Origin of the sequence: Collinsella sp. AF14-35 (assembly GCF_003464565.1) — a bacterium.
Classification (GTDB): domain Bacteria; phylum Actinomycetota; class Coriobacteriia; order Coriobacteriales; family Coriobacteriaceae; genus Collinsella.
Genome location: NZ_QRZD01000037.1, coordinates 1 through 13,084, shown reverse-complemented (window position 1 = coordinate 13,084; position 13,084 = coordinate 1). Strand labels below are relative to the sequence as shown.

Below are 13,084 nucleotides of genomic sequence, written 5' to 3'. Positions count from 1 at the left end.
GTTCGGATGAAGTTGCCAATCAAGGGATGTGTCCTTTCGCGCCGCAATTTGTGCAATCTGGGAAAACAGTCCGAATTAACTTGTATAATGGATCGCGTCGAAAGATACAAAAACCTGTACTTTTGCGACTGCGCCTAGCTGCGAGCGAGAAGATGTTCTAAACGCCCCGGTATTTGCGTGCGTCGCAAAGCCAGAAAAGGGGGCGAGAGATGGAGCAGACAACGCGGCGCCAAGAGCAACTGCCGGGCGCATTCAACGGCGCAACTACCAACAGCCAGCATGGCCGCGTCCGCTGGTATCTGGTCCACACCCCCAACGGTAAAGAGCGCGAGACCTGCGAAAAGGTCCGCCGTATTATCCCGCACGATCTGATGCAGGACGCTTTTGTGATGCAAAAGGAGTTCTGGTTTAAGCGGGACGGCGCCTGGTCGCTCCAAACCAAACCCATGTACAAGGAATATTTCTTCGTCGCCACGCACGATGCCGCAGCGCTCGATAGGGCTTTGGCTCAACTGAGCTTTGGCTGCCGCATTGCCGGCAGCAGGGAGCGGGCCTATGCGCCTATGCCGGACGATGCGCAGGAGTGGTACCGCAGCGTGCTGGACGACGACGGAGTGGTGCGCAACAGCGTGGCGCGCATAGAAGATGGCGTGCTGCACATAGAGCAGGGTCCACTTGTGGGGCAAGAGGCCCGCGTTAAAAAGGTCGACCGTCATAAGCGCTGGTGCCTGGTGGACGTGGGCGAAGGCGTCTCCGCTTTTAGGGAGCTGCTTCCGCTGGACGTTCCCAGCAAAACGTAAGGGATACGTTGCACCGGCAATTTATTTGGTTTTTGAATTTGTGGATTTGGGGGGGGTTCCTGGGGACAGGAACGAAAGTTTTATTGTGACTGCTAAAGAAGTAACAGAGAATAATGCGCCCGTGGGGGCGACGCTCATTGCTCGGGCCATGGACCGGCGCAAGGGCACGGCGGGTGCTGGGGTCGGCTCCGCTGCAAACACGGGTGCGGTGAGCCTCCCGGGCTCGCCCGAGTTCGCTGCAGAGTCCCGTGCGCTCGACACGCGATCGCTTGGCTACCGCTTCGTGAAGCGCACGTTCGACATCGCGTTCAGTGCGTGCGTCTGCGTCGTGGCTCTTATCCCTGGCACGGTTCTTTGCGCGTTCATTGCGGCCGACACCAAGGGTGCTCCCATCTATGCGCACGAGCGGGCTGGGCGCTTCGGTCGCCCCATCCGCGTGCTCAAGTTCCGCTCCATGGTCGCCGACGCCAACGACGTGGAGAAGTACCTCAGCCCCGAGCAGATCGAGGAGTGGCACCGCGAGCGGAAGGTCACAAACGATCCCCGCATCACCAAGCTAGGCCGCGTCCTGCGCAAGACTTCCCTGGACGAGCTGCCCCAGTTCTTCAACGTGCTCGCGGGCCAGCTCTCCGTCATCGGCCCTCGCGCCATCACCTACGAGGAGCTCGGGAACTTTACGCACGAGCAACAGGTGCAGGTGCTTGCCGTCCCGCAGGGCATTACCGGTGCCTGGCAGTCGGGCCCGCGCAACCTCGCGACCTTCGAGAACGGCCTGCGCCAGGAGTTCGAGCTTGCCTACGCGAAGGGTGCCAGCCTCAAGGCAGACTGGAAGGTCTTCTTCAAGACCTTTGGCGTCATGTTCGGCAAGAAGAAGACGGGGAGGTAGCGCATGAGTGCTGACAAACCCCTCGTCTCGATCGTGGTGCCGACCTACAAGCGCTCTGACAGGATTCGCGTGGCCCTGGACTCAATCGCCGCGCAGGACTACGGCGCGGAGAACATCGAACTGATTGTAGTGAGCGACAATCGGCCGGAGTGGCCGGAAAGCGCCGAGACCGACGCGGCGGTCGCCCCCTATGCCGCGAGCCTTCCGCACTTTAGGCTGCTGCACACCTCCGGCCAGACCGGCGGCGGGGCGGCGCGCAACTACGCCTGCCGCCAGGCGACGGGCGAGTACCTCACGTTCCTCGACGATGACGACGAGTTCCTGCCTGACAAGGTGTCCACCCAGGTCGCCTTCATGCAGGAAAACTCCCTCGACATGAGCTGGCAGGATGTCTCGTGGTATGACGAACGTGGCCGGCTTGTGGAGCACCGCAGGCTCGACCATTGCGAGGACTTCTCCACCGAGGGTCTGCTGCGCGCGCACCTCCTAACGCCGATAAGCCCAACGGCCATCTATATGCTCAGGCGCGACCTGTTCGACCGCACTGAGGGTTTCGGCGAGGTGGCGACCGGCCAAGACTGGTGGCTGATGCTGCGCTGCATAGAGGCTGGCGCCCACATGGGCTACATGCCCGAGGTGCACGTGAGGCAGTACCTCCATTCCGGCGAGAGGCTCTCGCTTGGCAAGAACAAGGTAAACGGCGAGGTCGCAAGGCACGAGGTGGTGCGCGGCTACTACCCGCGCCTCAGCAAGAAGGATGTGCGCTACATCGAATTTCGCCACAACGCCGTGCTCGCCTTCGCTATGAAGCGCAGCAACCAGCCAGGCCAGGCTGTGATTTACGCCTTAAAGGCCATTGCCTCATCGCCCGCCGCCTGCGTCTCTGAGGCGCTGAAGTTCTTCGGCAAGGCGAAATCCTAACTATTTCATATGTGTGCCTGCTCTTAACGAAAGGTTGAATGATATGTCCGAAAAAATGAAGATAGCAGTCGCCGGCACCGGCTATGTGGGGCTCTCGTTGGCCGTTCTGCTCTCGCAGCACAACGAGGTGCGCGCGCTCGACATCGTCTCCGAGAAGGTAGAGAAGATTAACGCTTTTCAGTCGCCCATCCAGGACGACGAGATTGAGCTCTTCCTGGCCGAGGCTAAGGCGGGCACGAGGAAGCTCGACCTGCATGCAACCGTGGACGTCGCCGAGGCCTATACAGGCGCGGATTTCGCCATCGTGGCCACGCCAACGAACTACGACTCGGACCGCAACTTTTTCGACACCTCGTCTGTTGAAGCCGCAATTTCGGCAATCCGCTCGGTGAACCCGACGGCCTGGATTGTCATCAAGTCGACCATCCCTGTGGGTTACACTTCGTCGCTTCGCGAGACGCTTGGCGACAGCCGCATCATCTTCAGCCCCGAGTTCCTTCGAGAGAGCAAGGCGCTCTACGATAATTTGCACCCTAGCCGCATCGTTGTGGGCGCGCCCAAGGACGACGAGGAAGCTGTGAAGGCCGCAAAGACGTTTGCTGGGCTGCTCGCCCAAGGCGTCGGCCCCGCCGAGCTTGAGCGCACCAACCCTGATGGCACGACGGGCATCCCGCAGCTCGTTCTTGGTACCACCGAGGCGGAGGCCGTGAAGCTGTTCGCCAACACCTACCTGGCACTTCGCGTGGCGTACTTCAATGAGCTGGACACTTACTGCGAGATGAGGGGACTCAACACCAAGGACGTCATCGATGGCGTGTGCCTAGAGCCCCGCATTGGCTCCCACTACAACAACCCCTCCTTCGGCTACGGCGGCTACTGCCTGCCCAAGGACACCAAGCAGTTGCTGGCCAACTATAAGGACGTGCCTCAGAACCTTATCGAGGCCATCGTCGATGCCAACCGCACTCGCAAGGACTACATTGCAGACGAGGTACTGCAACTGCTGTGGGACAAGGTATACGAAGGCAAGGAGAAGCCCGTGGCGGGCGTGTACCGCCTGACCATGAAGTCGAACTCCGACAATTTCCGCGCCAGTTCCATCCAGGGCGTTATGAAGCGCGTGAAGGCCAAGGGAGTGCCGGTCGTTGTCTACGAGCCAACGCTGGACGCGCCGGAATTCTTCGGTTCCGAGGTGACGCATGACCTTGAGAAGTTCAAGGCCGAGTGCGACGTGATCATTGCCAACCGGTGGAGCGACGATCTGGCCGATGTTGCCGGCAAGGTGTATACCCGCGACCTATTCAAGAGGGATTAGTATTTGTGGCGATTACTGCTGATAAAAAAAAGAGACGGCTGCTCCTTCTGACGAGGAGGTTCCCCTTTAACCGCGGCGAGGTCGCCGCTGAGTCCTATCTCGAGAACGAGATAGGCGTTCTTTCGACCTATTTCGACGAGGTGCTCGCCGTGGGGACCGAGGCGCAGCCGGGTGACGCGCCCACCTGCGCGCTGCCGGGCAATGTGACGCCCCTGGCCTTGGGTTGCGGTAATACCTCCAAGGACAAGGCTTTGCTTGCAGTCAAAGGGATCGCGTTTCCCCTTTTGGGCGGTGCGGACGTTCGTGAGGCCTATGCCACAGAATCCGTTCATGGAATCGGAAAGCGCGTGTTTCGGGGCTACTTTGCCGCGAGGGCGAAGGCAAAGGCGGACGTGCTTGCGGAGGAACTGGTCCGCTTTGGCTTTGAGCCCACGCACATATACAGCTTTTGGCTTTACGACACCGCTTTGGTCGCTGCTTGGCTGACCGGCACGTACCCATGTGCACGCGCCGTTGCGCGTGCACATGGGTACGATCTGTATGCAGATCGTACCGATGTGCATTATTTGCCCTTCCGGGGATACCTCCTATCCAAGCTTTCCGGAGTGCTTCCCTGCTCGAAAGACGGGGAGGAATACATAAACGCGAACTGGCCGGGCCATGAGGGCAAGGTGACGACCTCCTATCTCGGAACGCGGGAGATGCCAGACAAGTCCGGCGAGCCGTTGACCTGCCCGTTGCGGGTCGTCTCGTGCTCGCGTATTGTCGACGTTAAGCGCGTGCCTCTTCTTGCTAAGGCTGTCACCCTTCTTGATGCCGAAGGGCTTCGCGTCGAATGGACCCATTACGGCGACGGCCCACAGCTCGAGGAGGCGAGGGCCGCCTGCTCGTTGCTGACGCACTCCACCGCGAAGTTCGCGGGGGCTTTGCCGAACGACGCGCTTTTGGGGGAGTACGCAGCGAAGCATTTCGACGTCTTCGTGAACGTCTCGTCAAGCGAGGGCCTGCCGCTTTCGATCATGGAGGCCTGCGGATTCGGCATTCCCGTCATCGCCACGGACGTTGGCGGAACCCACGAGATAGTAAGCGATGGCGTCAACGGCTTTCTCCTACCTAGCGACTGTGGACCGGAAGATGTCGCCGCGGCCATAAAGCGATTCGTCTTTTTGGGCAAGGCCGAAGGGTCTTCTATGAGGCGCGCTGCAAGGGCCGTTTGGGAGAGGGACTTCCGTTTGGAGGCCAACGTGGAGGGGCTTGTGCGCTCGCTCGGAGTCGATTACAGAAACGAAGGTGAATGATGGGCCAGATTGCGCAGAAGATGACCATGCTCAAAAGGTGGAGCAAAATGCTCACTGGCAAGACGGCTGTGGCCGTAGAGCAGAGCATGGGCAGGGCCTATAATGTCGGACAGTTGTCCGGGTACTACAACGATTTGACCGGCAAGGTCACTGGCAGTACTCTGCTCGACGAGGGCGGTGTCCCTGTTAGCGTCATCGCCGGTGGGGCGCGGGTGCATTTCCCCATCGCCATTTTCCAATACGGTTTGGGCTGTTACGACTTGAGCATTCTCAGGTCGGATGAAGTTGAGCGCTTTCTCGACGCACTAAGGGTATGCTCGGATTGGGCGATCGGCGCCCAGCGGGATGACGGCTCCTGGGACGCATTTGGTCCGATAGGCAGCGCTAAGTACTCCGTCTCCTCGATGGCCCAAGGCGAGGGGTGCTCGATGCTGCTGAGGGCCCATGCGGCTTTCGGGGACGAGTGCTATAGAGTTGCGGCGCTGAAAGCTGCCGAGTTCATGCTTATCGACATGGACAATGGCGGCGTGTCGTCGCATGACGGGGGAGAACTGTTCCTGGAGGAGTACCCTCAACGCCCCAGGCGCAGTGTCATGAACGGTTGGGTGTTTAGCCTTTTCGGTCTCTATGACGCATCGTTGGTCGACGCGCGCTTCGCCGGGCCATTCAAGCACTCTGCGGAGACGTTGGCTTGCCATTTGGATGACTACGACGCCGGCTTCTGGTCTTATTACGACATGGAAAAGCGTATCGCCTCTCCCGCCTACCATCATCTACATATAGCGCAGCTCCGCGCAATGGCGGATCTTTCAGGCGACGCAAGGTTCGCGGTGAAGGCCGAGGTATACGAGCGCTATCAGGAATCTCCGGCCAACCGCAGGAAGGCGATTGCTAAAAAGGCGCTGCAGAAGCTGATCGAGAAATCCGATGCGGTGATCGTCCAATGAAGAAGGCCCTCTATATCGTGACCTCGATGGACACCGGCGGGGCCGAGACGGTATTCATGAAGTATTACCGGGCTTTGGACAAGTCGCGCTATCAGCTCGACTTCTGTGTGTCGTCCGACGTGCCGGGCTTTTACGACGCCGAAATCGAGTCGATGGGCGGCAGAATTGTGCACACAGTCAAGAAGACCGAGGCCGGGCCGGTCGCTTCGTTCAAGCGGCTCATGCAGATAGCCCGGGACGGCGGTTATTGCTGTGCTGTCAGGTCGTCTCAGCACAGTCTTTCCTGTCTTGATTTGCTCGCCATGAGATTCGGAGGCGTGTCCAGAACCATATTCAGGTCAAGCAACACGGGTACAGTTTCGAACAGCAAAAAGGAGACCCTGCTGCACAATCTTTTCAAGCCCCTTGTCAGGGTTGCGGCGACCGACTTCGCCGCCCCGTCTACCGAGGCGGGCGTCTACATGTTCGGCAAGGCGGGGGTATCGGGGCCGCGTTTCCATCTCATGAAGAACGCGCTCAACCTCGAGGACTACGCCTATGACGCTTCGACACGGGACGATGTTAAGCGCGAACTGGGCGTTCCTGCCGAGTCCTATGTCGTCGGGCACGTCGGGAGGTTCAGTGAGCAGAAGAACCACCTCTTCCTTGTCGATGTTTTTGCTGAAATCGCCCGGAGAAGGCCAGACGCCGTCCTCATTCTCGTCGGCAAAGGCGAGACACGCACGGCCGTTGAGAGGCGCGTTGCCGAGCTCGGATTGACCGATAGGGTGGTGTTTGCCGGGGTTAGGAGCGATGTCCGCCGTCTCTATTCGGCTATGGACGTCTTCATCTTCCCCTCTGTCTACGAAGGCCTGCCGAACGTCGTCGTCGAGGCGCAGGCAAACGGACTCCCTTGCGTGATTAGCGACTCCATCACGCGGGAGGTTGGCATTTGCGAGAACGTCGTTTACAAAAGTCTGGGCGACGCTCTGGACGAATGGGCCGACGCCGCGCTCTCCGCGGATCGCATAGGGTCAAGCGCCAGTGCGAGGGATTTGAAAGGCTCGGGCTATGAAATCAATTCGGAGCTTCCCGGTTTCGTGAGGCTGGTATTCGGATGAACTTTATCGAAACATCGCTTTTCTACTTTCTTGTCGTTTTGCTTTCAGCGGCGCTTGCGCGCATGTCGGAAAACGGCAAAAGTAAGGCTGGGCTGGTCGCTGCCGTGGTTCTTCTTACCGCCGTCGGGGGCTTGAGGTCGTATGCGGTTGGGCAGGATACCCTGGGTTATAAAGAGGGAATCGAGTACTTCTACGCGTATGGGACCACGATGTGGAACCATACGTTCAGCGTTCCGTACGGTGTCTTCACAAGTGCGGTGCTCCATATCTGTAACAATTACTCGTTCTTGCTCGTCGTCGAGTCGCTGATCACCAACGCCTTTTTTGCTTTCAGGCTTTGGGATTTTAGACGAACGGCATCGCTCTCGTTTGCGATGTTCGTCTATACGGCAACGGTGTTCCCGCTGTCTATGTGTCTGACGTGCCAGATGATTGCAGTCTCGCTGGTTTTCTACGCAACCAGGTTTTTAGAACAGAATAAGCCGTTGCTTTTTTGCGCTTGGTGGGCTGTTGGCGCTCTTTTGCACGCGTCCGCCCTGATAGGGGTCCTATTCCTCATCTACTACCTATTTTCCAACAAAAGCAAGAGCCGATCGCAGTTCGCCGCGAAGATGCTTGCATCGGTTGCCCTGCTGTTCCTGGCAGCTTATGCGGGCTCTAAGCTCGTCGACCGGTATGCGCGTTACTCCGTGAACGAATCGAGCATCGGGTTGATGGTTTTTGCGCAGGCGACCGTCCTCGCGATCGCATATTTCGTCAGCCGCGAAACTGCGAATGTTGCCCCGGTTGAGAGCGACGGAACGTCGCGGCTCAAAGCCAACCGGATGCCGCTCGTGTTTTACGCTTTAGGCATTTTGGCTTCGGCGTCCTCTTATGTGATTGCCAACGCCGGCCGCATAGCCTATTACTTCACCGTATTAGGCCCCGTGATTTTCGGAGGCTTCGTGAAGGACGCTCGGAAAATAAAAGCCCGTTTTTGTCTTGGCTGTTTTCTAGTTGTCTGGTTCCTTTTCTACGCCTTTTATGCCTATCTGCTTCATACCGGGCTTGGTATCGAGTCTTATTCGTTCGTCTGGATGGGGTAAATAGTGCCCGAAACCGTTTCGGGCATATACGAGCAAAGTCTACGTTGGTGGTTTGCATACGCCCAGGGCTTGTTCCATGTGTAGCGCAGAGAATTAAAAAGTAAAACGCTTTGTTTAAGCTCGGACTTAAGGAAATTGTATATATGGAAAGCAAAATTAAAAAATACCTAAGTGACCCGTGGATGGCCTACTGTGCCTTTACGTCGAAGGGTCTAACGAAATGGGTTTCCGACAGGACGCACCTTCGATTGATGCATCGCGCCAAGTTGGGCATGTGGCCTAGCATAGACTCGCCGGTGACCTTCACTGAGAAGATGCAGTGGCTGAAGCTTAACGATCACAACCCTGCGTACACGACCATGGTCGACAAGTACCGCGCTAAGGACCTCATTGCCTCGCGTGTGGGCTCCGAGCACGTGGTCAAGACGTTGGGCGCCTGGAATTCCGCTGATGACATCGATGTGAGTGGGCTACCGGAGAAGTTCGTACTCAAAACGAATCACGACTGCGGCGGCGTGCTCATCTGCACTGACAAGGGACACTTCGATCTCAACAGTGCCAAGGACTTTTTTCGGGGTCATTTGAAGCAGAATTATTTTTACGGGTGCAGGGAATGGCCTTACAAGAACGTGAAGCCCGTCGTGTTCGCCGAGGAGTTCTTGGAGAGCGAGGGCGATAATGCCCGTGATGAAGACGATAACTGGGAAGGCATCGACGAGTTCGACTTCTTCTGCTTTGACGGGGAACCCCGGCTGATTTCTTATTGCCACGGGGACAAGAACGATTCTGAGAAGAGGTACAACGATTTCTACGACACTGAGTGGAATCTGCTGCCTTTGGCGATGGGATACGCGAGTTCCGAAGAGACGATCCCTGCCCCGGAGCAGCTCAGCGAGATGCTCGAGCTATCAAGGAAACTGAGTGACGGTGTACCTTTCTTGAGGGTCGACCTCTTCATCTGCAAGGGGCGCGTTCTCGTCGGCGAGCTGACTTTCTACCCGTGGGGCGGGTTTACGCCTTTCAGCCCCGCTGAGGCGGAGAGGACGTTGGGGCAAATGGTTTCTTTGCCCCAACGTGAAAACGAGGAATGATGGCAAACGAAAGCTGCATTCAGTGCGTGCGCATGGATAATCAGCCAGTAAGCGCGCTCCGGCGTTTCTTCATGGAGGTTTAGTATGTCCGACACAAAAGACCTCCGGGCGAGGTCGGCAAGCGCGGCAAAGTGGTCTCTGGCAACCGAGATTATCGCCAAAATCATCTCGCCTATCTCGCAGCTCGTCTTAGCGAGGCTGCTGGCGCCAGAGGCGTTTGGCATGGTGGCGACCGTCACCATGGTAGTGAGCTTTGCCGACATGTTCGCGGACGCCGGGTTCCAGAAGTACCTGGTGCAACACAGCTTCCGAGACAAAAAAGACCTGCATGCCAACGCTAACGTGGCCTTTTGGACGAACTTCGGCATATCGGTGGTCCTGTGGTGTCTCATTGCCATATTCAACGATCCGGTGGCCACCTTCGTGGGCAATCCGTCGCTGGGCTTTCCCTTGGCCGTGGCCTGCCTCTCTCTCCCGTTGACGTCGTTTTCGAGCATTCAGATGGCGTTGTTCCACCGTAATCTCGATTTCAAGTCGCTTATGCCGGTGAGACTGACGTCGACCTTACTTAACTTCGGCTCGACGCTTGTACTGGCGTTTATGGGATTTGGTTACTGGTCACTTATCGTTGGCACTTTGGCGGCGAATATTGTAAATGCAGTGGGGCTGACTCTGCTGTCTGAGTGGAAGCCGCGTTTTTTCTACTCCTTCAACATGCTGAAGGCTATGTTCTCATTCAGCGGATGGACGCTTTTGGAGTCGTTCACCATATGGCTTTCCTCTTGGGCGGGCACCTTTATCGTGGGGCATTTCCTGGGTGCGGCTGAGTTGGGATATTACAAGACGCCAGTCACCTTTGTGAGCGGGTGCTTCGGGATTATCACGAACGCTACGACGCCCATCTTGTTCTCGTCACTTTCGCGCCTTCAGTTTGATCGGGAAGAATACGTTGCTTATCTGCGACGCTTCCAGTTCATGGTGGCATTGTTCCTGTTGCCGTTGTCTGCGGGTATCTTCGTATTCCGCGAGCCTTTGGTGGCCCTGTTGCTCGGCGATCAGTGGGGCGAGGCGACGCTCATGTTCGGGTTGTATGGGCTGGTGCAGGGGCCGATGGTGCTGCTCTCATACTACAGCAGCGAGATGTATCGCTCTCTTGGTAAACCGCGCGTGTCTACGCTTGTGCAGGTGATGTACCTCGTGTTGATGACGCCGCTTATGACCGTGGCGGCTATGCAAGGGTTCGATGCCGTCGTGTGGGCTGATGCGGGATTGAGAATCCTTTTGATTGCTATCAACCAAGTGGTCACATATTTCGTGGTTGGCCTTTCGTTTGGGCGCACTATGTTGTCGCTCAAGGAGCCCATTTTCTGCACATCGATGATGTGCGCATTTGCATGGGTGACGTATGGACTCGCATCTAGCAACTGGCTTGGCGTCGGGTTGGACATTGTAGGGTGCGTCGTTGTCTATTTCGCGATTTGCTTTGCTTTGCCCAAGAGTAGGAGGGTGCTGCTGAAGCTGGTCAAGGGCGGCGGCTTTAAAACGTTTTGAGGTCTGTAATTAACTTGTTGGGAGTTCCATCTCAGGACTTCCTTAAAACGAAAGAGTGGGGTATATATGCAGGATAGAAAAGTCCTCGTCACTGGCGCCGCCGGCTTCATCGGGGCGTTTCTGGTGAAGCGGCTGCTCGAAACCACCGACGACGCGATCATCGGTCTGGACAACGTGAACAGCTACTACGACCCTGGCATCAAGGAGGCTCGCCTGCGAATGCTGGCGGAGGTGGACAAGGCGGGGCGTTTCGCCTTCGTGCGCGGCGACCTGTGCGATGCCGCGTTGATAGAGCGCCTGTTCGCTGAGAACGGCTTCGACGTTGTGGTGAACTTGGCCGCCCAGGCCGGTGTGCGATACTCCATCGAGAACCCCAAGGCCTACATAGACAGCAACCTGGTAGGGTTCTTCAATATATTGGAGGCTTGTAGGCGCCACCCGGTGAAGCATCTTGTCTACGCGAGCTCTTCCTCCGTCTACGGCGGCAACGAGAAAGTGCCTTTCTCGGAGGACGACCGTGTAGACTCTCCGGTGAGCCTGTACGCCGCCACAAAGAAGTCCAACGAGCTAATGGCCGCGGCCTACTCCAAGCTTTACTCCATCCCAGCCACGGGCCTGCGCTTCTTTACGGTGTATGGGCCCATGGGAAGGCCCGACATGGCATACTTCGGCTTCACCGAGAAGTTGCGTCGTGGCGATACGATTAAGATTTTCAACATGGGCGATTGTAAGCGCGACTTTACGTACGTGGACGATATTGTGGAGGGCGTGCGCAGGGTCATGGACGGCGCTCCTGAGGTCAAGATCGGTGTTGATGGTTTGCCAATGGCCGCTCATCGCGTGTATAACATCGGCAATTCGAATCCCGAGAACTTGCTGATCTTCGTTGATACGCTGCAGCGTGTGCTGGTTGAGGAGGGCGTGCTCCCCGCCGATTACGATTTCGAGGCGCATAAGCAGCTCGTTCCTATGCAGCCTGGTGACGTGCCTGTAACCTATGCGGATACTGGCGCCTTGGAGCGCGATTTTGGTTACAAACCCGCAACGCCGCTCGAGGACGGTCTTCGTGAATTCGCGAAGTGGTATCGCGAGTTCTACGGGAATTAGCTGGGTGATAGCAATGTCGAATGTATACAGCAGTGACCGTATTCGCTTTGGGGGGGGGTCTATTCTCTCAAACCATGCTTTGAGGTTTGTTTGGCTACTTCGAAAGTGCCAGAATTCGCACAATCCTTTATGGCATCTTTTTCGAAAGAGGATGGCTTGCAAATATGGTCTCGAGATCGCGCCTGCCACCTCGATTGGCGAAGGCTTGTATCTGGGTCACGCTTTTGGCATTACGGTAAACCCGAATGCCGTTATCGGTCGCAACTGCAATATGCACAAAGGTGTGACAATTGGTCGGGAAAACCGCGGCAAACGAAAAGGTGCGCCTGTTCTTGGCGATTGCGTTTGGCTTGGTGTCAACTCAACTATTGTTGGTGGCGTTCGTTTAGGCAACGACGTTCTCGTTGCACCGAACACTTATGTTAACTGCGACGTACCAAGCCATTCGATTGTGATTGGGCACCCATGCAAAATCATTTCTCGAGATGGGGCAACAGACGAATATATAAACAACAGGGTCTGAATAATAAAATCGGTTTTACATGTCTTATCCAGGATAGAGGGGGGGGGATCGTCTTCGCTAATTACAGCGAGTTAGCGACTCAGTGAGCTTTGGCGCGCTCTGATGCGAGCGGAAGGTGAAGCAAACTGGAACGGGTAGTAGATTCCCAGAAGCTATATGCAACGTGAGTGTCAAAGATAGCGCGTCTTAACGCATAACCCTGCATTCCTCCTTTCACCGACTGGCAAAACGATTTACACCTAATTGTCGACATTACCCACGCGATTTATCTTTGCCCCCGCATCGATCTCGCTAAACTAATAACTGCTGCTACCAGGGCATTTTCTGGTGCACATTCTATTGGCTCCTGCGAAGATCGGAGCGGGTATGTTTGCTGCCAAGTCCCACACCAGCCGTCATCACATCGCGATCGCTGCCATGGCCTGCCTATGCGTTTTGCTGGGCGGGCCTTCTTATGCCG

General features: G+C 56.8%; 12 protein-coding genes. All 12 read left to right on the top strand.

Annotated elements, in window-relative coordinates; genetic code table 11:
* The first annotated feature begins 209 nt into the window (after window positions 1-209).
* The 12 genes from DWW12_RS09285 to DWW12_RS09230 all read left to right on the top strand — a co-directional run bounded on the left by DWW12_RS09285 (window position 210) and on the right by DWW12_RS09230 (window position 12,624).
* Window positions 210-800, top strand: a complete 591-nt coding sequence (locus DWW12_RS09285; protein ID WP_117847613.1) for a hypothetical protein — start codon at window positions 210-212, stop codon at window positions 798-800.
* Between the two features lie 85 nt (window positions 801-885).
* Window positions 886-1,686 carry a sugar transferase gene (locus tag DWW12_RS09280; RefSeq protein ID WP_199410718.1) on the top strand — a complete coding sequence of 267 codons (801 nt, stop codon included), beginning with the start codon at window positions 886-888 and terminating at the stop codon, window positions 1,684-1,686.
* Between the two features lie 3 nt (window positions 1,687-1,689).
* Window positions 1,690-2,607 (top strand): glycosyltransferase family 2 protein, encoded by a 918-nt coding sequence (locus tag DWW12_RS09275; RefSeq protein WP_117564578.1) that lies wholly within the window; start codon window positions 1,690-1,692, stop codon window positions 2,605-2,607.
* Between the two features lie 43 nt (window positions 2,608-2,650).
* Window positions 2,651-3,922 carry a nucleotide sugar dehydrogenase gene (locus tag DWW12_RS09270; protein WP_271807643.1) on the top strand — a complete coding sequence of 424 codons (1,272 nt, stop codon included), beginning with the start codon at window positions 2,651-2,653 and terminating at the stop codon, window positions 3,920-3,922.
* 5 nt (window positions 3,923-3,927) lie between these two features.
* Complete coding sequence (locus tag DWW12_RS09265) at window positions 3,928-5,220, top strand: glycosyltransferase (RefSeq protein ID WP_117638202.1); 1,293 nt, start codon at window positions 3,928-3,930, stop codon at window positions 5,218-5,220.
* Window positions 5,217-6,167, top strand: a complete 951-nt coding sequence (locus DWW12_RS09260; protein WP_117855790.1) for a D-glucuronyl C5-epimerase family protein — start codon at window positions 5,217-5,219, stop codon at window positions 6,165-6,167. The genes DWW12_RS09265 and DWW12_RS09260 overlap by 4 nt, the downstream gene beginning before the upstream one ends.
* Complete coding sequence (locus tag DWW12_RS09255; RefSeq protein WP_117564575.1) at window positions 6,164-7,267, top strand: glycosyltransferase family 1 protein; 1,104 nt, start codon at window positions 6,164-6,166, stop codon at window positions 7,265-7,267. The genes DWW12_RS09260 and DWW12_RS09255 overlap by 4 nt, the downstream gene beginning before the upstream one ends.
* A complete protein-coding gene (locus DWW12_RS09250; RefSeq protein WP_117638204.1) occupies window positions 7,264-8,352 on the top strand; it encodes an EpsG family protein in 1,089 nt (362 codons plus the stop codon). Before DWW12_RS09255 ends, DWW12_RS09250 begins: the two co-directional genes overlap by 4 nt.
* Before the next feature lie 110 nt (window positions 8,353-8,462).
* The gene (locus DWW12_RS09245; protein ID WP_117855789.1) at window positions 8,463-9,443 is read left to right on the top strand and encodes an ATP-grasp fold amidoligase family protein; all 981 of its coding nucleotides are present in this window, start codon (window positions 8,463-8,465) and stop codon (window positions 9,441-9,443) included.
* A gap of 84 nt (window positions 9,444-9,527) precedes the next feature.
* Window positions 9,528-10,994 (top strand): lipopolysaccharide biosynthesis protein, encoded by a 1,467-nt coding sequence (locus DWW12_RS09240; protein WP_117564572.1) that lies wholly within the window; start codon window positions 9,528-9,530, stop codon window positions 10,992-10,994.
* Window positions 10,995-11,060: 66 nt separating this feature from the next.
* Entirely contained in the window at window positions 11,061-12,101 is a 1,041-nt protein-coding gene (locus tag DWW12_RS09235) for an NAD-dependent epimerase/dehydratase family protein (RefSeq protein ID WP_117638206.1), read from the top strand.
* Between the two features lie 151 nt (window positions 12,102-12,252).
* Window positions 12,253-12,624, top strand: coding sequence for a serine O-acetyltransferase (locus DWW12_RS09230; RefSeq protein ID WP_117564570.1), 372 nt, complete (start codon window positions 12,253-12,255; stop codon window positions 12,622-12,624).
* Window positions 12,625-13,084 lie beyond the last annotated feature (460 nt).

What these genes read in the sequence shown, in the direction of transcription:
- DWW12_RS09285 (WP_117847613.1), top strand. Translation starts at nt 210, where the DNA reads ATGGAGCAGACAACGCGGCGCCAAGAGCAACTGCCGGGCGCATTCAAC.
- DWW12_RS09275 (WP_117564578.1), top strand. Translation starts at nt 1,690, where the DNA reads ATGAGTGCTGACAAACCCCTCGTCTCGATCGTGGTGCCGACCTACAAG.
- DWW12_RS09270 (WP_271807643.1), top strand. Translation starts at nt 2,651, where the DNA reads ATGTCCGAAAAAATGAAGATAGCAGTCGCCGGCACCGGCTATGTGGGG.
- DWW12_RS09260 (WP_117855790.1), top strand. Translation starts at nt 5,217, where the DNA reads ATGATGGGCCAGATTGCGCAGAAGATGACCATGCTCAAAAGGTGGAGC.
- DWW12_RS09255 (WP_117564575.1), top strand. Translation starts at nt 6,164, where the DNA reads ATGAAGAAGGCCCTCTATATCGTGACCTCGATGGACACCGGCGGGGCC.
- DWW12_RS09250 (WP_117638204.1), top strand. Translation starts at nt 7,264, where the DNA reads ATGAACTTTATCGAAACATCGCTTTTCTACTTTCTTGTCGTTTTGCTT.
- DWW12_RS09240 (WP_117564572.1), top strand. Translation starts at nt 9,528, where the DNA reads ATGTCCGACACAAAAGACCTCCGGGCGAGGTCGGCAAGCGCGGCAAAG.
- DWW12_RS09235 (WP_117638206.1), top strand. Translation starts at nt 11,061, where the DNA reads ATGCAGGATAGAAAAGTCCTCGTCACTGGCGCCGCCGGCTTCATCGGG.
- DWW12_RS09230 (WP_117564570.1), top strand. Translation starts at nt 12,253, where the DNA reads ATGGCTTGCAAATATGGTCTCGAGATCGCGCCTGCCACCTCGATTGGC.